Raw genomic sequence first — 16,863 nt, forward strand, 5'->3', positions numbered from 1 at the left:
GCTTGTTGCGGAACTTACCTGCGAGGGCGAACATGCGCAATAAAATTTCGCGCCGCCAAGAGCAAGGGCAATTCGTCACGCATGGCAGGGCTTTTCGCCGCGTCTTTCGCGCTCTATATCCAATCAACAACTATGATGGAGGCCGCGATGGGCGAGACGAAAAAAACCAAGGTTCTGATCATCGGCTCGGGGCCTGCGGGCTATACGGCGGCGGTCTATGCCGCACGCGCGATGCTGGAGCCGGTGCTGGTTCAGGGGATTCAGCCCGGCGGGCAGTTGACCATCACCACCGAGGTCGAAAACTGGCCCGGCGAGACGGAAATCCAAGGCCCCGATCTGATGGTGAAAATGGAATCCCACGCCAAAGCGATGGGGGCCGAGGTGATCACCGATATCATCACCGATCTGGACCTGTCCAAGCGCCCCTTCATCGCCCAAAGCGATTCGGGCACGGTGTATGAGGCGGCTGCCGTGATTCTCGCCACCGGGGCGCAGGCGAGATGGCTCGATCTGCCCTCGGAAGAGAAGTTCAAGGGCTTTGGCGTGTCGGCCTGTGCGACCTGCGACGGGTTTTTCTATCGCGGCAAAGAGGTCGTGGTGATCGGTGGCGGCAACACAGCCGTCGAAGAGGCGCTGTTCCTGACCAATTTCGCCTCGAAGGTGACGCTGATCCACCGCCGCGACACGCTGCGCTCGGAAAAGATCCTGCAAGAGCGCCTGTTCAAGAACCCCAAGATCGAAGTGCTGTGGAACCACGCCGTCGAGGAGGTTCTGGGCGATGAGAACCCGCTGGGCGTGACCGGCGTTCGGGTGAAATCCACCGTGGATGGTGCGGAAAAGGTCGTGCCCTGTGACGGGTTTTTCGTGGCAATCGGCCATGCGCCCTCGTCCGAACTGGTTACCGAGCAGCTGAAACTGCATTCGGGCGGCTATGTCTGGGTTGATCCCGGCTCGACGCGCACCTCGGTTGAAGGCGTGTTTGCTGCGGGCGATCTGACCGATCACACCTATCGCCAAGCTGTCACCAGTGCCGGGATGGGCTGCATGGCAGCACTAGACGCCGAGAAATGGCTGGCCGAGCAGGGCGAAGCGGAATAGTCCGAGACCGCGCAGATGAGGATACGCCGAACCCTGACAATCTTGCTTGTGGCAGGGCTGCTGGCGGTGGCCGGAGTAGGATATACGAAGGTGATGGCGCGGCTGGGCGCGAACGCTCCGCCGCCCCCTGCCCCTCTTGGTGAGCAGGCCGACAGCATTCTAGTATCGAAAGCCGAACGGCGGATGGTGCTGCTGCGCGAGGGCCGAGAGTTAGCCAGCTACCCGATCGTGATGGGGGCAAACTGGGACCGGGGACACAAGCTGCGCGAGGGTGATGAACGCACCCCAGAGGGCACGTATGTGATTGACTGGCGCAACTCTGGTTCAGTTGCCCATCTTAGCCTGCACATCTCATATCCCAACGCCGAGGACCGCGCGCGTGCCAAGGCGGCGGGCGCTGATCCGGGCGGCAACATCATGATCCATGGCCTACCCAACGGCTGGGGCGCGCTGGGATCGTTGCACCTTCTACATGACTGGACCAATGGCTGCATCGGCGTGAGCAACGATCAGATGGACGAAATCTGGTCGCGCGTGCCCAACGGCACCCCCATCACCATCGCGCCGCTGCCCGCCCCTTGAAGTGAGCGCAGCGGTCGGGCTATTGCGCGCCTGCCGGGACTGGGGGCGATCCGGCGGTTTCGTGCAGCACTGCGCGCCGCGCAGGTCGAACACCCTGAATGGTCCGGACCGCCGGAGAAAATTGCCTTCCGCACTCTACCGCCGCGATAGTCGCCAAAATAGGCACAGTTGCAGCGAAACGGGCGAATTAGCCTGAAACTTCTGCTCAATGGCCACAGTTTTGCTTGAAATCGCGCGTCCTTCGGGGCTAAGCCGCGCGGGTGTGGATTTCAATCCAGACCGCATCTCTAGCAGCAGGACAGATCATATTATGAGCCAGCCTCCCATTCACGCCCCGATACCCGAACTTTATGTCTCCTATGAGTCGGCGCAGAAGCTGAAGGTCGAGGCGGGAGAACTGCCAAGCTGGGATCTGACCGCGCGTCAGGTCTGCGATCTGGAACTGCTGATGAATGGCGGGTTCAATCCGCTCAAAGGCTTCATGAGCGAAGAAGATTACAACGGCGTCGTCGATAACATGCGCCTGAGCGATGGCGCGCTTTGGCCGATGCCGATCAACCTTGATGTCTCGGAGAAATTCGCCGAGGGCGTTGAGGAAGGTCAGGACATTGCCCTGCGCGACCAAGAGGGCGTGATCCTTGCGATCCTGTCGATCACCGACAAATGGGTGCCCAACAAATCGCATGAGGCCGAAAAGGTTTTTGGTGCCGATGATCTGGCCCACCCGGCGGTGAACTATCTGCACAATCAGGCGGGTCCGGTTTACCTTGGCGGCCCGATCACCGGCATCCAGCCCCCCGTGCATTACGATTTCAAAGGCCGCCGCGACACGCCCAACGAATTGCGCGCCTATTTCCGCAAGATGGGCTGGCGCAAGGTTGTGGCGTTCCAGACCCGCAACCCGCTACACCGCGCGCATCAGGAACTGACCTTCCGCGCCGCCAAAGAGGCCCAAGCCAACCTGCTGATTCACCCCGTTGTGGGCATGACCAAGCCCGGCGACGTCGATCACTTCACCCGCGTGCGCTGCTACGAGGCGGTGCTGGACAAATACCCGCAATCGACCACCACGATGAGCCTGCTCAACCTTGCAATGCGCATGGCCGGCCCGCGTGAGGCGGTCTGGCACGGCCTGATCCGCAAAAACCACGGCTGCACCCATATCATCGTCGGGCGCGATCACGCGGGTCCGGGCAAGAACTCGGCGGGCGAGGATTTCTACGGCCCCTATGATGCGCAAGACCTGTTCCGCGCCAATCAGGCCGATATCGGCATCGAAATGGTCGATTTCAAACATATGGTCTATGTGCAGGAACGCGCCCAATACGAACCCAATGACGAGATCGAAGATCGCGACAATGTCACCATCCTCAACATCTCGGGCACCGAGCTGCGTCGTCGTCTGCGCGAGGGTCTGGAGATTCCCGAGTGGTTCTCGTTCCCCGAGGTCGTGAACGAACTGCGCCGCACCTCTCCGCCCCGTGCCAAGCAGGGCTTTACGGTGTTCTTCACCGGCCTGTCGGGGTCTGGCAAATCCACCATCGCCAACGCCTTGATGGTCAAGCTGATGGAGATGGGCGGGCGTCCGGTCACGTTGCTCGATGGCGATGTGGTGCGCAAACACCTGTCGAGCGAGCTGGGTTTTTCCAAAGAGCACCGCGACCTCAACATCGAGCGTATCGGCTATGTCGCCAGCGAAATCACCAAGAATGGCGGCATCGCGATCTGTGCGCCGATCGCGCCCTATACCGCAACGCGGCGCAGCGTGCGCGAGATGATCGAGGCGTTCGGGGCTTTCGTCGAAATCCATGTCGCAACCTCGCTGGAGGAATGCGAAAAGCGTGATCGCAAGGGGCTGTATAAGCTGGCCCGCGAAGGCAAGATCAAGGAGTTCACCGGTATTTCCGACCCCTACGAAGCGCCCACCAATGCCGAGCTGGTCGTGGACACCAAGGACGTGGATGTCGATCACTGCGCCCATCAGGTGATCCTCAAGCTTGAAAGCATGGGGCTGATCAAGGGCTGATCGCGCCCTGCCCTGAACATACGAAACGCGCCGCAGAGACGATCTGCGGCGCGTTTTTTATGGCTCATGTCTGGCGCGGCGTCTTAGCCTAGATGGGAGAGAAATTCGTCGATTTCCTCAGGCGTGGTGGCCCAAGAGCACACCAATCGCGCGGCCAGCGCGACGCTTTCGTCCCCCTCAAGCGATTGATCGAATGGCCAGAGATAATAATAGGCCCCCGCCCCTTGTGCGCGCTTATGCGCACCGCGCGGGAAGGCAGCGAAAACCGCATTGGCCTGCGTCGGATGCACCAGTTTCGCGCCGGGAATGGCCTGAAGACCTGCCGACAGCTTGGCCGCCATCTCATTGGCATGGCGCGCCAGATCAAGCCACAGATCATCGGTCAGATAAGCTTGCATCTGCGCGGCCAGAAAGCGGTGCTTGGAAAACAGATGCCCACCACGCTTGCGCCGCAGCTCGAATTCCCAAGCGCGTTTGGGATCAAAGATCACCACCGCCTCGACGCCCATGCAGCCGTTTTTCGTACCGCCAAAAGACAGCACATCCACGCCCGCCTTCCACGTCATCTCGGCCGGCGTGCATCCGGCGGCGACCAGCGCATTGGCAAAGCGCGCCCCGTCCATATGCACCGGCAGGTGAAAGCGCTTGGCGATCTCGCTCAGCGCCGCCACCTCGGCGGGGGCATAGATCGCGCCCGCCTCGGTCGCGTTGGTGATCGACACCATCCCGCGCTGCACGTTGTGAATGCCCCCGCGCCCCGTGTGCGAAATCGCGCGTTCCAGCGCCGTCGGGTCCATCTTGGCATCGGCCCCATCCACCAGCACCAGCTTGGAGCCGTTTGTATAGAACTCCGGCGCGCCGCACTCGTCTTCCTCGATATGGGCGTTGCGATGGCAGAAAATCGCGCCCCAAGGCTGGGTCAGCACCGCACAAGACAGCGCATTGGCCGCCGTGCCCGTTGCCACCAGATAGACGCGCGCCTCGGGGGCCTCAAAAATCTCGCGGATGCGGGTCTGAACGCCATCGCTTAGCAGATCGGCCCCGTATGAGGGCACATGCCCGTGATTGGCCGCGCCGAGCGCGGCAATCACATCGGGATGCGCGCCAGCGGTGTTGTCGGAGGCAAAATTCATGACAGATCCTCAATCGTGTAGTCGTCCCAATCTTCCTCGGGTACCTCAAATTCCGGCACAGTCCAACCACGCACGGATTGCCCCGCCTCATGCACCGTCTCGTATGACCCCGAGATCAGATAATGCCAGCTTTCCAGCGGCTTGCCCTCAAATCGCAGCCGATAGGCGCAGGTCTTGGGCATCCAATAAGCGATATCGGCGATGCTCGCGGGTTTCAGCGTCACACATTCGGGCACGAATTGGTGGCGAATGTCATATTGCGTGCAACGGCAGGTCTCGCCGTCAAGCAATCGACAGGCGACGCGGGTGAACACCAGCTCGCCCGTGTCCTCATATTCCAGCTTGTTCAGGCAGCATTTGCCGCAGCCATCGCATAACGCTTCCCACTCGGCGGGATTGAGCGATTTAAGCGGTTTGGTCCAGAATTCGGGGCGCAATTTGTTCATGGCGCGGAACCTGACCGAAATGCGCGCAAATGGAAAGGGGGCACGCAGCGGCGCGATGAACACGCCTCTGTGCGCCCCCAAACAGGGATCGCTTAAACCCTGCCAAAGCGCTTATTCCTTGGCCGCAGCCGCCGTCAATTTATCCAGAGCGCCCGTCATTTTCTTGGCGAATTCGGCGTCTGTATCGACATCGGTGTCCGCAAACATCGCATCGACGCTTTGATAGATCAGCATGGTCTTGCCATCCTCATCCGCCACCAGAACGCGCAGCGGCAGCACGACGCCGGCACGCACATCTTGCTGCATCGCAGGCGTGCCCAGCATCGGGTTGCCAAAAATCACGAGCGTCGCGTCAGGCAGTTCCATATCGACAGCCGCCGCGCCGCTAGCATGATCGACGCGTGCAAACACCGTGGCCCCCGCCTTTTGCGCTGCCGCCTCAAGGCGATCCGCCACCTCAGCAACCGAGCCAGTTGCGGGCACCTCAATATATTCGGCAAAGCTGGGGCTGGCTGCAAAAACAAGCGCAACAGCGCCCAGCAAATTGCGCGCCCAGCGGTTGGGGCGTGCGGTGGAATGGGTCATAATCTGTCCTCCTGTTGACCGGGGCTCAACGTGCACGCGCGCAGGATGGTTCCCGAATTCGTGAGGAAACTTGAACCCGCGTGACAAACCGCTCGTGACAAGCCGCTAAAGCACAGCCCGCGCCCGCTCGCAATCAAGCGCCATCTGCGCCACCAGCCCCTCAAGACTGTCGAATTTCATCTCGGGGCGCAGATAATCCACAAGGGCGACCGAAATGTGCTCGCCGTAAAGATCACCTTTGAAATCAAAGATATAGGTTTCAAGATTAGGTGTGTTCTGGCCAAACATCGGGCGCACACCAAGGCTGGCCGCGCCGTGATAGCCGCCCTGATGCGGACCGCTCAGCACATCGAGTTTGACCGCATAAACCCCGAGCTTGGGCAGATGCAGGCCGGCCACCGACATATTCGCCGTCGGATAGCCCAGCTCGCGACCGCGTTTCTCGCCATGCAGCACCGCGCCTTCGATACGGTGGAAATGGCCCAGCATCGCGGCGGCTTCTTGCGGGCGTCCTTCGGCCAGGGCTGTGCGAATCGCGGTCGATGACGCCTCGACCCCATCGACATGCAGCAAAGGCGCGATGGTCACATCAAACCCGTAGCGCTGCCCGAGATCGACCAGCATCGCCGCATAGCCTTCGCGGCCCTTCCCAAAGCGAAAATCCCCGCCCACGGCCACATGGCTTACCCCCAGCCCCGCTGCCAGAACGTCACGTGCGAAGGCCTCGGCAGTTTGATCGGCCAGTTCGGCGTTGAAGGGCAGTTCATACAGGTAATCGACGCCCAGCTTGGCCAGCCGGTTGGCCCGCGCCTCTGGGTTCATCAGGCGAAACGGAGCGACCGTCTTGCCCGCGCGGGCAGCAAAGAATTCGCGCGGATGAGGTTCAAAACTGATCACGCCCAAGGGGGCGTTACGGTCCCGCGCCTGATCGATCACCGATTGGTGGCCAAGATGGAGACCGTCGAAATTGCCCATCGCAACCGAGGCCCCCCGAGCCGGTTTCGGCAGCGATTTCCAGTCTGAGTAGCGTTCCATCACCCCGCCTTCCGGCGTGGGGCCGGATCAGTCGAACTTGCGCGAGGGTGCCAGAACCAGCGCCTCGCCTTTCAGCACCACCGTATCGCCCACCGCGCAGTGGGTTTCAAGCGTGACACGACGACGGCTGTGATCAATCGCGGTGACTTTGACCTCGGCATAAACCACATCGCCCGGCCGCACCGGTGCCATGAACTTGAGCGACTGGCCCAGATAGACCGTGCCATGGCCGGGAAGCTGTTCGCCAATCACCGCCGAAATCAGCCCCGCCGTCAGCATCCCATGCGCGATGCGCCCCTCAAAGATCGTGTCTTGCGCGTAGGCGTCATCAAGATGGACGGGGTTGTGATCGGTCGAGACCTCGGCGAATAGCTCGATATCGCGGTCGGTGACTTCCTTGCGCAGATAGCGCAGCATCCCGATTTCGAGATCTTCGATACAGATCGTGCCGCGGGGCATATTGTCGAGCATATCCATCGGTCCCAGCCTGAAGTTATGTTGCACTGCGGCATAGCACATGCAGCAGCGCGCGCGCAAGATGCCCGCGCAACTTATTTACCGGAAGCGGATCAAGCGCGCAACAAAGTTACCACGTGGATTTTCAGCGCAAGGTGCCAATCGTATAGCGCGGATCGGTTTGACGCGCGCCCAGCCAGGCCCGCACAAGCTCGGGATCGGGGTTTTTCTGATCCGCGCCGAACTGGTCATGCGCCAGACCGCCGGTCACGAACAGACAGTCGATTCCCTCGCCCGCAGCGCCGGGCACGTCAGTGTTGATGCCATCGCCAATCGCGAGGATGCGCCCGTCCTCGACCCCGCCGATCGCCGCCAGCTTGCGCCGCGCCATGTCATAGATTGGCGGGTGCGGTTTGCCGAAATACATCGCCTCGCCACCCATATCTTCGTAAAGAACCGCGAGCGCGCCCGCGCAATAGATCCGCTTGTCGCCCATATCCACGACCACATCGGGATTGGCGCAAAGCATTGGCAGGTCACGCATTTTCGCCAGAAGGAACTTGGCGCGGTAATCTTCGGGCACCTCGTTGATCTCATCAAACGGGCCCGTGCACACGATCCCCTCGGCATCGTCGAAATCGACGCGCTCGATATCGGCCTGACCCTGCCATTCCGCCGGAATCTCGGTGAAGAACCCGTCATCCTTTGACGGCCCCAGATGCCAGACCTTGCGCCCGACAGCCCCCGCAAACATCGCATCCTGCGCCGCATCACCGGACGAGACGACCAGATCATAGGCATCTTTCGGGCAGCCCATCCGCTCCAGCGATTCGATCACGAATTTTGCCGGGCGGGGTGCGTTCGTCAGCAGCACGACCTTGCCGCCTGACGCGCGAAACGCTTGCAGGGCGGCGACCGCCTCGGGGAACGGGGCCACGCCATTATGCAAGCAGCCCCAAAGATCGCAAAACAGCGCGTCATAGGGTTTGGAAATCTCGGCGAGCGATTGAACGATCTGGGTCATGGGCGGCCTTTGTGCAAGCGGTGGATTGGCCGGGCGATGCCCGGATCTTTGACACACAGCATATGGCACGCAACGGCGCGAAGGCAAAGCCACGGATGCGTTGGGCCCGGGGGCGCTGCCCCCACCTGCTGCGCAGGTTCCCCCGGGATATTTGGGCAAGAGCGAAGGGGGCGGCGGGTTTGGGGCGTGAAAAGGCCCCGCCAAATGGATGACGGGGCCTTTCTATGTTGGGTTTAGGGGGGGTGTGGGCAGCGCCGCGTCGCGTCAGAGTTTCAGCGACGGGATGATCTGCTTTTTGCGGCTCATCACGCCGGGCAGAACGACCGTGTCGCCCGAGACGGTGGTGCCAAAGCTTTTCTCGGCGACGGTTTTTACCAGGTCGTTCGGGATCAGGAAGGTGGCCTCTTCGTTGAGGATGTCCACCACGAACAGCAGCACCTGATCGACGCCGTCTTCGCGCGCCACATCACCCATCGACGCCATCAGGCTATCCTTGCGATCCAGCACCATCTTCGGCGCGGTGGTTTCGAGCACCGAGACGCGAAACTTGGTGCCCTCGACGGCGTATTCCTTGGAATCCATGCGCAGCAATTCGGCATCGGAGAATTCCGAAACATCCGATTTCGCCTCAAACATTTTGGCCGCCAGATCGCTAATCTCGACGCCCAGATCCTTTGCCAGCGCGTCGCAAACGGCGCGGTCGTGATCGGTGGTGGTGGGCGAGCGGAATTCCAGCGTGTCCGAGATGATGCAGCTCAGCATCGCGCCTTTGATGCCCTTGGGGGCCTTGGCAATATCGTCACCCATCAGGTCATACATGATTGTGGCGGTGCAGGCGAGCGGGCGCATCGTGATGTCGATTGGCCCCTTGGTTTCCAGCCCGCCGGCCAGCTTGTGGTGATCGATGATCTGGATGATATCGGCGCTGTTGATGCCTGCGGGCAGCTCGGCGGGGTTGTTGGTGTCCACGATCACCACTTTGTCGCCCTCAGCCACGTCCGAGATGATTTCAGGCTTGTCCAGGCCCCAGTGCGTGATCACGAAAGCGGCTTCGGTATTGGGTTCGCCCAGCAGGCAGGGCACAGCCGGAATACCTTTGACCTCAGAGAGATACCACGCCCAAGCGATGGGCGATCCGGTGGAATCAGTGTCGGGGGCTTTGTGGCCGAAAACTTTGGTGCTCATGAAAGAATCCTTGGGATTGGGCGTGATTTTGCGCGCTTTATAGGGCCGCATGGCAGCTTTGTCACCTGCCCTGCGCGCCGCGTGGCTCAATCAAGGCGTGTGATCGTGTAGCCGTCTTGTTGCAGCAAATACAGCAAGCCCTGATCGCCTGACAGATGCAACGCGCCCACGGCAACAACGACCGGGCCTTTGGCGGCGGCGGCCTCGATCTTGGGCAGCCAATTGTGGTTGCGCGTCACCATCAAGAGGTCTTCGGACAGCTTCATTTGCCGTTCGACCTCATCGGGCGACATGCCCCCCGCAATCGCCTGCTCGCGCGCCAGTTCCCAGATGATGCGCGGCTCGCCACGGAAATAGAGATCCGCCATCGTGACGCCCATATCATCGGCCAAGGGCGCGCCGATCACTGCCGAGCGCAGCATCTCAAGCGAATCTTTTTCGCTGATTGAATTGAACAACGTGAACACGGTGTCCCACGGCTCCAGCGCGCGAATCGTGACCTCGTTGGTTTGGGCGGCCTGCATCAGAACCTTATCCAGCCCCTTGCCCCCTGCCCCCATATCCTTGACCGCACAGGGCGGCAGCGACAGCGTCATCGCGACGAAAGCCGGGCGCATTTTGGCGGCCAGAAAGGCGGGCATGCCATGCGCCGCCAGTGCCGTTTTGGTCAGATCCCAATCGGCGGGTGAAAGCAGTTCGGGCAGCGTCTTGCCCTTTGAAAACATCAGCGTCGGATCGGCCATCATCGCCTTTTGCAGCCGCGCCTCTTCATCGGGGCCTGCCTCGACCAACAGCACGCTGGCCCGTTTCAGCGCATCCTGCACCCGCGCAACCAACTGCGTGTGGCGCGAGTCCGGCAGATGATAGGTGCCCGCCAGCGTGATTTTCTGATCGCCTTTGGTGGCAGCGAACACCAGACCTTGCGCAAACGGCACGGCATGGGCTGCGGCCTCTAGCCGGGCCTGTTCGGCCTTGGGCAAAGCGTCGAAAATATCGCTGCCGGTGCATTGCGCGCTGGCGGGCAAGGCAAGGGCCACCCAAAGCATGGGCATTAAAACGGGGGCCAGCAACTGGCGCAGGGGGCGAAGGTTTATCATGCCCGCACAGTGCCACGCGGCGCGCGCCGCGCAAAGTGACAAAGCTGTTTACCAGACGCGCAAAATTTTCGCCATTCGGGTGTTGACAGACCGGGGGGGCAGTGACTAACTCCGCCATCGTTAGCACTCGACGTAGAGGAGTGCTAAAATCTTTGAACCTGGAACCTTAGGGAGTGAGCCAGATGGCATTTAAACCGCTGCATGACCGCGTGCTTGTCAAACGCGTTGAAGGCGAAGAAAAAACCAAAGGTGGTTTGATCATCCCCGATAGCGCAAAAGAAAAACCGGCTGAAGGCGAAATCGTCTCGGTTGGTGAAGGCGCACGCAAAGATTCGGGCGAGTTGATCGCGCCGAGCGTAAAGGCGGGCGACCGCGTCCTGTTCGGCAAATGGTCGGGCACCGAAGTTACGCTGGACGGCGAAGAACTTCTCATCATGAAAGAAAGCGACATCATGGGTATCATCTCGTAAGGCCCGAGCCTTTCGCAGATACCCTGATTTCCAACGAAATTCTCAGTCAAGGAGCCAAAAGACATGGCAGCCAAGGACGTCAAATTCTCCACCGATGCACGCGACCGGATGCTTAAGGGCGTCAACGTTCTCGCAGATGCAGTGAAAGTTACGCTGGGCCCTAAAGGTCGCAACGTGGTCATCGAAAAAAGCTTCGGCTCGCCGCGCATCACCAAAGACGGTGTGTCGGTTGCGCGTGAAATCGAACTGAGCGACAAGTTCGAAAACATGGGCGCACAGATGGTCAAAGAAGTGGCCTCGCGCACCAATGATGAGGCCGGCGACGGCACCACCACCGCGACCGTGTTGGCACAAGCCATCATCAAAGAAGGTCTCAAGGCTGTGGCCGCGGGCATGAACCCGATGGACCTCAAGCGCGGCATTGATCTGGCGACTTCGAAAGTGGTCGAAGCGATCAAATCCGCCTCGCGTCCGGTCAAGGACCAGGACGAAGTGGCCCAGGTCGGCACGATCTCGGCCAATGGCGAAGAAACCATCGGTCGTTTCATCGCGGACGCTATGCAAAAAGTTGGCAACGAGGGTGTGATCACCGTCGAAGAAAACAAAGGCATGGAGACCGAGGTTGAAGTCGTCGAAGGTATGCAGTTCGACCGTGGTTATCTGTCGCCCTATTTCGTGACCAATCCCGACAAAATGGTTGCGGATCTGGAAGACTGCCTGATCCTGCTGCACGAGAAAAAACTCAGCTCGCTCCAGCCGATGGTGCCGCTGCTGGAACAAGTGATCCAGTCGCAAAAACCGCTGCTGATCATCGCCGAAGACGTCGAAGGCGAAGCGCTTGCGACTCTCGTTGTGAACAAGCTGCGTGGCGGCCTGAAAATCGCAGCCGTTAAGGCTCCGGGCTTTGGCGATCGTCGCAAGTCGATGCTGCAAGACATCGCGATCCTGACCGGTGGTCAAGTGATCTCGGAAGATCTTGGCATGAAGCTTGAAAATGTCGGCATGGACATGCTGGGCACCGCGAAAAAGGTCACGATCACCAAAGAAGCCACGACCATCGTGGACGGCGCTGGTGACAAGGCCGAGATCGACGCACGTGTTGCGCAGATCCGCACCCAGATCGAGGAAACCACCTCGGATTACGACCGTGAGAAGCTGCAGGAACGTGTGGCCAAGCTCGCCGGTGGTGTGGCTGTCATCCGCGTTGGCGGCATGACCGAAACCGAAGTGAAAGAGCGTAAGGACCGCGTCGATGACGCGCTCAACGCAACCCGCGCTGCCGTTCAAGAAGGCATCGTTGTGGGCGGTGGTGTGTCGCTGGTTCAGGCTGCCAAGATCCTGCACGATCTCGCAGGTGCCAACAGCGACCAGGAAGCCGGTATCGCCATCGTGCGCCGCGCTCTGGAAGCTCCGCTGCGTCAGATCGCTGACAACGCTGGCGTCGACGGCGCTGTCGTGGCTGGTAAAGTCCGCGAAAGCGATGATCTGAACTTTGGCTTTAACGCGCAGACCGAAGACTATGGCGACATGTTCAAGTTCGGCGTAATCGATCCGGCCAAAGTGACGCGCACCGCGCTTGAGGATGCAGCCTCGATCGCAGGGCTGCTGATCACCACCGAAGCCATGATCGCCGAAAAGCCCGAGCCGAAACCGGCTGGCGGCGGCGCACCCGACATGGGTGGCATGGGCGGCATGGGCGGCATGATGTAATCAGCCGTTCCCGCTTGGAACTTCGGGAAAGGGCGCCTTGCGGGGCGCCCTTTTTCATTTGCGCCGGGTGTCCCATTTGATCTGGCGCCCCTGCCCGCCCCGCGTTAGCGTTCGGCAAAATCAGGGAGGGACACATGATTGAAGTCGCATTGGTAACGGGCGCGGCGCGGGGCATTGGTCTTGCGACGACGAAACTGTTTCTGGAAATGGGCTGGCAGGTCGTGATGCTGGATCGCGACGCGCCTGCTTTGGAAGAGGCAAGCGCGGCACTTAACGGCGTGCATCCGGTCCTGTGCGATATTTCCTATCCCGAGCAGGTCGCGATGATGGCCGAGGAGGTCACGCGGATCGCGCAATACGGGCTGAAGGCGTTGGTCAACAACGCAGGCGTGGCCGAGTTCGGCCCGATCCATGAAACTGACTTCGCGATGTGGCGTCGGGTGATGGACAGCAATCTTGACGGCATGTTTCTGGTCAGCCAGGCGCTGACGCCGCTGCTGGCCAAAGCCAAGGGCGCGATCGTGAATATCGCCTCGATCTCGGGGCTGCGCGCCTCGACCTTGCGGGTGGCTTATGGCACGTCCAAGGCGGCGGTGATTGCGCTGAGCGAACAGCAGGCGGTGGAGCTGGGCGAGTTGGGCATTCGCGCCAATACCGTCGCGCCGGGGCCAGTGCGCACCAAGCTTGCGATGGCGGTGCATAGCCAAGAGATCATCGACGCCTATCATGATGCGATCCCGCTCAACCGCTACGGGTCGGAACGTGAGATCGCCGAGGCCATCGCCTTCCTCGCCTCGGATAAGGCCAGCTACATCACCGGCCAGCTTTTGGCGGTCGATGGTGGATTTGGTGCTACTGGCATCGGTCTTCCGGCGCTGCGAAAGAGCTAAAATGTTCGATTTGTGCATCTTTGACTGCGACGGCGTGCTCATCGATTCCGAGATTATCTCGGCCAATATGCTGATCGCGGAACTGTCGGCGCTGGGGGTAGAGATCGATCTCGACTATGTCGCGCGTCACTTTTTAGGCCGCTCCTATCCGACGGTGATGAAACAGATCCGGCTCGAATTCGGCCTCGATCTGCCCGATGATTTCGAGGCGCGCTACCGCGCCCGGCTGCTGGCGGCGTTTGAAACCGATCTGCGGGTGATGCCCGGTGTCACCGAGGTGCTCGATCAGATCGCCGTGCCGTGGTGCGTGGCGACCTCGTCCAGCCCGCCGCGCGCCAATCGCTCGCTGGAAATCGTCGGGCTGGCCGAGCGCGCGCAGGGACGGATTTTCACCGCAAGCGAGGTGGCGCAGGGCAAACCCGCGCCCGATCTGTTCTTGCACGCCGCACGCCAGATGGGCGTCGATCCCGCGCGCTGTCTGGTGATCGAAGACAGTCTGACGGGTATTCGCGCAGGGCTGGCGGCGGGCATGACGGTGTGGCGGTTTACCGGCGCGAGCCATCTGAAAGGACGCCCGCTCGCCCGCCCCGTCGATGCGATCCCGGCACTAGAATTTGCCTCTTTCGCAGATTTCTACCATCTTGATCGCGCAATGAGGGCGTCAAAATGAACCGGCTGAATGAGATCGAGGCCACCCGCGAGGATGAGGCCGCACGCGCGGGATGGTTGTATTACGTTGGCGGCATGACCCAAGATCAGATCGCTGCCGAGCTGGGCGTATCGCGCCAGCGCGCGCAGCGTCTGGTCAGCCGCGCCGTGTCCGAAGGGCTGGTGCGGGTGCGCATCGAGCACAAGATCAGCGCCTGTCTGGAACTCGAGGCCGCGCTGCGCCGCCGCTTTGATCTGCAAACGGTGCGGGTTGCGCCCTCGCTGGGCGAAGGCGGCGATTCTGCACGCGCGACCGCCCCGCTCGCCGCGACCGTGCTGGAACGCATCCTTGCGCGCCCCGAGCCGCAGGTGCTGGCCTTTGGCACCGGTCGCTCGCTAAGCGCGATGGTCGAAGAGGTGATGCAGCCCCCCGCCAACGCCCATAAAATCGTGTCGCTAATTGGCAATATCGCGCCAGATGGCTCGGCCAGCTTCTACGATGTAATCATGCGCATGGCCGACAAGCTGCGCCTGCCCCATTACCCGATGATGGTGCCGGTGATTTCCGAAACCGCCGAAGAACGCGCGATGTTTGACCGCCTCAAGCCAGTGCAGGCCGTGCAGAAACTGGCGCAATCGGCCGATGTGACCTTTCTGGGCGTCGGGCAGATGGGCGATGACGCGCCGCTGTATAAGGACGGATTCATCACGCTGGCAGAGCTGCGCGAACTGCAACGGGCCGGAGCCGTGGGCGAACTGGTCGGCTCGGTTTATGATGCGCAAGGCCAGCTTGTGCATACCCCGGTGATGGCGCGGATCGGCAATTACCGCATGGCCGCGCAACGCACAGACCCCGTCATCGGCATCGCCGCTGGTGCCACAAAAGTAGCTGCGATTCGGGGCGCTTTGACCGGAAAACTGCTCAACGGGCTGGTTACGGATGAGGAAACCGCGCGCAGCCTGACGCAAGAAAGCTAAAACTTTCAACACGCTTAACGTGTAAAGTGACCGCCGCTCCGCGTCGATCAATAATTCATGATTGACAGATTGGAGCTTCTGGATGAATATTTTCTCACTACTTGGGCATATGCTCAGGATATCTGGGAGGATAGCATGACAGTTTCGATCCGGGCGCTTCTTGGCGCCTGCGCTCTTGGTGCGCTTGCCACGACGGCAGCAGCCGAGACCACCATTACCGTTGCCACTGTGAACAACGGCGACATGGTCCGTATGCAAAGCTACATGGATGATTTCTACAAAATGCACCCCGACATCAAAGTCGAGTGGGTGACGCTTGAGGAAAACATCCTGCGCCAGAAAGTGACCACCGATATTGCCACCAAGGGCGGTCAGTTCGACGTGCTTACCATCGGCACCTACGAGGTTCCGATCTGGGGCAAGCAAGGCTGGCTGGTTCCGCTCAACGACATGCCCGCTGACTATGACGTGGATGATCTTCTGCCCGCGATCCGTTCGGGTCTGACGGTAGATGGCAATCTCTATGCTGCGCCCTTCTACGGCGAAAGCTCGTTTGTGATGTATCGCAAGGACCTGATGGAAAAGGCCGGGCTGACAATGCCCGACAAGCCGACCTGGGCCGACATCACCAAAGCCGCCGAGGCCATGACCGACAAGGACAATGGCATCTACGGCATCTGTCTGCGCGGCAAAGCAGGCTGGGGCGAGAACATGGCGTTCTTGTCAGCGATGGACAACTCGATGGGCGGTTCATGGTTCAACATGGACTGGCAGCCCCAGTTCGACACCGCACCGTGGAACGAGACGCTCACCACCTATCTTGACCTGATGACCAAATACGGGCCTCCGGGCGCGTCGAGCAACGGGTTCAACGAGAACCTCGCGCTGTTCCAGCAGGGCAAATGCGGCATGTGGATGGACGCGACCGTTGCGGCCTCTTTCGTGACCAACCCCAAGGACTCGACCGTTGCCGATAAAGTCGGGTTTGCGCTGGCCCCCAATAAAGAGGGTATCGACAAGCGCGCGAACTGGCTTTGGGCCTGGACGCTGGGCATTCCGGCCGGCACCAAGAACGAGGCGGCTGCCAAGACCTTCGTCGAATGGGCAACCTCCAAGCACTACACCGAACTGGTTGCGGCCAAAGAAGGTTGGGCAAACGTGCCTCCGGGAACGCGGACCTCGCTATATGAGAACCCCGAGTATCTGAAAGCGGCCCCGTTCGCGCAGATGACGCTCGAGTCGATCAACGCGGCCGATCCGACGCACCCTTCGGTGATGGATGTGCCTTATACCGGCGTGCAATTTGTCGCGATCCCCGAGTTTCAGGCCATTGCGACAGCCGTGGGCCAGCAGTTCTCAGCCGCTCTTGCGGGTCAGATGAGTGCGGATCAGGCGCTGCAAAGCGCGCAAAGCCTGACCGAACGTGAGATGAAGAAAGCCGGCTACATCAAGTAACGGTTTGCTCTTTCGGGGCGGCCTATTTGTCGGGCCGCCCCTTCC

General features: G+C 60.7%; 17 protein-coding genes. 9 read left to right on the top strand and 8 right to left on the bottom strand.

Features of this window, described 5'->3' with window-relative positions; all coding sequences use genetic code 11:
• The first annotated feature begins 147 nt into the window (after window positions 1–147).
• The 3 genes from trxB to DT23_RS00235 all read left to right on the top strand — a co-directional run bounded on the left by trxB (window position 148) and on the right by DT23_RS00235 (window position 3,706).
• Window positions 148–1,098, top strand: a complete 951-nt coding sequence (gene trxB, locus DT23_RS00225) for a thioredoxin-disulfide reductase (protein WP_156023809.1) — start codon at window positions 148–150, stop codon at window positions 1,096–1,098.
• Between the two features lie 15 nt (window positions 1,099–1,113).
• Window positions 1,114–1,680, top strand: coding sequence for a L,D-transpeptidase family protein (locus DT23_RS00230; RefSeq protein WP_038127041.1), 567 nt, complete (start codon window positions 1,114–1,116; stop codon window positions 1,678–1,680).
• Window positions 1,681–1,990: 310 nt separating this feature from the next.
• Window positions 1,991–3,706 (top strand): bifunctional sulfate adenylyltransferase/adenylylsulfate kinase, encoded by a 1,716-nt coding sequence (locus DT23_RS00235; protein ID WP_038127653.1) that lies wholly within the window; start codon window positions 1,991–1,993, stop codon window positions 3,704–3,706.
• An 83-nt stretch (window positions 3,707–3,789) separates the two neighbouring features.
• Here the strand turns inward: DT23_RS00235 and DT23_RS00240 are convergent, their stop codons facing one another.
• From DT23_RS00240 to DT23_RS00275, 8 genes are all read right to left on the bottom strand, one after another.
• A complete protein-coding gene (locus DT23_RS00240) occupies window positions 3,790–4,839 on the bottom strand; it encodes a threonine aldolase family protein (RefSeq protein WP_038127042.1) in 1,050 nt (349 codons plus the stop codon).
• Window positions 4,836–5,285, bottom strand: a complete 450-nt coding sequence (locus tag DT23_RS00245) for a YcgN family cysteine cluster protein (protein WP_038127654.1) — start codon at window positions 5,283–5,285, stop codon at window positions 4,836–4,838. The genes DT23_RS00240 and DT23_RS00245 overlap by 4 nt, the downstream gene beginning before the upstream one ends.
• Window positions 5,286–5,396: 111 nt before the next feature.
• Window positions 5,397–5,870 (bottom strand): DUF302 domain-containing protein, encoded by a 474-nt coding sequence (locus DT23_RS00250; RefSeq protein WP_051696930.1) that lies wholly within the window; start codon window positions 5,868–5,870, stop codon window positions 5,397–5,399.
• A gap of 105 nt (window positions 5,871–5,975) precedes the next feature.
• Window positions 5,976–6,905, bottom strand: a complete 930-nt coding sequence (locus tag DT23_RS00255) for a bifunctional riboflavin kinase/FAD synthetase (RefSeq protein ID WP_038127044.1) — start codon at window positions 6,903–6,905, stop codon at window positions 5,976–5,978.
• A gap of 27 nt (window positions 6,906–6,932) precedes the next feature.
• Window positions 6,933–7,376 carry a MaoC family dehydratase gene (locus tag DT23_RS00260; protein WP_038127658.1) on the bottom strand — a complete coding sequence of 148 codons (444 nt, stop codon included), beginning with the start codon at window positions 7,374–7,376 and terminating at the stop codon, window positions 6,933–6,935.
• 130 nt (window positions 7,377–7,506) lie between these two features.
• Window positions 7,507–8,385 (bottom strand): TIGR01459 family HAD-type hydrolase, encoded by an 879-nt coding sequence (locus DT23_RS00265; RefSeq protein WP_038127046.1) that lies wholly within the window; start codon window positions 8,383–8,385, stop codon window positions 7,507–7,509.
• 264 nt (window positions 8,386–8,649) lie between these two features.
• Window positions 8,650–9,570 carry a manganese-dependent inorganic pyrophosphatase gene (locus DT23_RS00270; protein WP_038127659.1) on the bottom strand — a complete coding sequence of 307 codons (921 nt, stop codon included), beginning with the start codon at window positions 9,568–9,570 and terminating at the stop codon, window positions 8,650–8,652.
• An 86-nt stretch (window positions 9,571–9,656) separates the two neighbouring features.
• Window positions 9,657–10,667 (bottom strand): TraB/GumN family protein, encoded by a 1,011-nt coding sequence (locus DT23_RS00275; protein ID WP_081846858.1) that lies wholly within the window; start codon window positions 10,665–10,667, stop codon window positions 9,657–9,659.
• Window positions 10,668–10,849: 182 nt separating this feature from the next.
• Between DT23_RS00275 and DT23_RS00280 the strand changes: the two genes are divergently transcribed.
• From DT23_RS00280 to DT23_RS00305, 6 genes are all read left to right on the top strand, one after another.
• Window positions 10,850–11,137 (top strand): co-chaperone GroES, encoded by a 288-nt coding sequence (locus DT23_RS00280; protein ID WP_038127047.1) that lies wholly within the window; start codon window positions 10,850–10,852, stop codon window positions 11,135–11,137.
• A gap of 63 nt (window positions 11,138–11,200) precedes the next feature.
• On the top strand, window positions 11,201–12,847 hold the full coding sequence (gene groL, locus DT23_RS00285) for a chaperonin GroEL (protein ID WP_038127050.1): 1,647 nt from the start codon (window positions 11,201–11,203) through the stop codon (window positions 12,845–12,847).
• Window positions 12,848–12,981: 134 nt separating this feature from the next.
• Window positions 12,982–13,737 carry an SDR family NAD(P)-dependent oxidoreductase gene (locus DT23_RS00290; protein WP_038127052.1) on the top strand — a complete coding sequence of 252 codons (756 nt, stop codon included), beginning with the start codon at window positions 12,982–12,984 and terminating at the stop codon, window positions 13,735–13,737.
• Between the two features lies 1 nt (window position 13,738).
• Window positions 13,739–14,407 (top strand): HAD family hydrolase, encoded by a 669-nt coding sequence (locus tag DT23_RS00295; RefSeq protein ID WP_038127053.1) that lies wholly within the window; start codon window positions 13,739–13,741, stop codon window positions 14,405–14,407.
• Window positions 14,404–15,363, top strand: coding sequence for a sugar-binding transcriptional regulator (locus DT23_RS00300; protein WP_038127054.1), 960 nt, complete (start codon window positions 14,404–14,406; stop codon window positions 15,361–15,363). The genes DT23_RS00295 and DT23_RS00300 overlap by 4 nt, the downstream gene beginning before the upstream one ends.
• Before the next feature lie 135 nt (window positions 15,364–15,498).
• On the top strand, window positions 15,499–16,818 hold the full coding sequence (locus tag DT23_RS00305) for an ABC transporter substrate-binding protein (protein WP_038127056.1): 1,320 nt from the start codon (window positions 15,499–15,501) through the stop codon (window positions 16,816–16,818).
• Window positions 16,819–16,863 lie beyond the last annotated feature (45 nt).

The organism is Thioclava indica (genome assembly GCF_000714545.1).
Lineage (GTDB): Bacteria > Pseudomonadota > Alphaproteobacteria > Rhodobacterales > Rhodobacteraceae > Thioclava > Thioclava indica.

What these genes read in the sequence shown, in the direction of transcription:
- DT23_RS00245 (WP_038127654.1), bottom strand. Translation starts at nt 5,285, where the DNA reads ATGAACAAATTGCGCCCCGAATTCTGGACCAAACCGCTTAAATCGCTC.
- DT23_RS00295 (WP_038127053.1), top strand. Translation starts at nt 13,739, where the DNA reads ATGTTCGATTTGTGCATCTTTGACTGCGACGGCGTGCTCATCGATTCC.
- DT23_RS00230 (WP_038127041.1), top strand. Translation starts at nt 1,114, where the DNA reads ATGAGGATACGCCGAACCCTGACAATCTTGCTTGTGGCAGGGCTGCTG.
- DT23_RS00260 (WP_038127658.1), bottom strand. Translation starts at nt 7,376, where the DNA reads ATGCTCGACAATATGCCCCGCGGCACGATCTGTATCGAAGATCTCGAA.
- DT23_RS00280 (WP_038127047.1), top strand. Translation starts at nt 10,850, where the DNA reads ATGGCATTTAAACCGCTGCATGACCGCGTGCTTGTCAAACGCGTTGAA.
- DT23_RS00290 (WP_038127052.1), top strand. Translation starts at nt 12,982, where the DNA reads ATGATTGAAGTCGCATTGGTAACGGGCGCGGCGCGGGGCATTGGTCTT.
- groL (WP_038127050.1), top strand. Translation starts at nt 11,201, where the DNA reads ATGGCAGCCAAGGACGTCAAATTCTCCACCGATGCACGCGACCGGATG.
- DT23_RS00240 (WP_038127042.1), bottom strand. Translation starts at nt 4,839, where the DNA reads ATGAATTTTGCCTCCGACAACACCGCTGGCGCGCATCCCGATGTGATT.
- trxB (WP_156023809.1), top strand. Translation starts at nt 148, where the DNA reads ATGGGCGAGACGAAAAAAACCAAGGTTCTGATCATCGGCTCGGGGCCT.
- DT23_RS00300 (WP_038127054.1), top strand. Translation starts at nt 14,404, where the DNA reads ATGAACCGGCTGAATGAGATCGAGGCCACCCGCGAGGATGAGGCCGCA.
- DT23_RS00265 (WP_038127046.1), bottom strand. Translation starts at nt 8,385, where the DNA reads ATGACCCAGATCGTTCAATCGCTCGCCGAGATTTCCAAACCCTATGAC.
- DT23_RS00270 (WP_038127659.1), bottom strand. Translation starts at nt 9,570, where the DNA reads ATGAGCACCAAAGTTTTCGGCCACAAAGCCCCCGACACTGATTCCACC.
- DT23_RS00255 (WP_038127044.1), bottom strand. Translation starts at nt 6,905, where the DNA reads ATGGAACGCTACTCAGACTGGAAATCGCTGCCGAAACCGGCTCGGGGG.
- DT23_RS00235 (WP_038127653.1), top strand. Translation starts at nt 1,991, where the DNA reads ATGAGCCAGCCTCCCATTCACGCCCCGATACCCGAACTTTATGTCTCC.
- DT23_RS00250 (WP_051696930.1), bottom strand. Translation starts at nt 5,870, where the DNA reads ATGACCCATTCCACCGCACGCCCCAACCGCTGGGCGCGCAATTTGCTG.
- DT23_RS00275 (WP_081846858.1), bottom strand. Translation starts at nt 10,667, where the DNA reads ATGATAAACCTTCGCCCCCTGCGCCAGTTGCTGGCCCCCGTTTTAATG.
- DT23_RS00305 (WP_038127056.1), top strand. Translation starts at nt 15,499, where the DNA reads ATGACAGTTTCGATCCGGGCGCTTCTTGGCGCCTGCGCTCTTGGTGCG.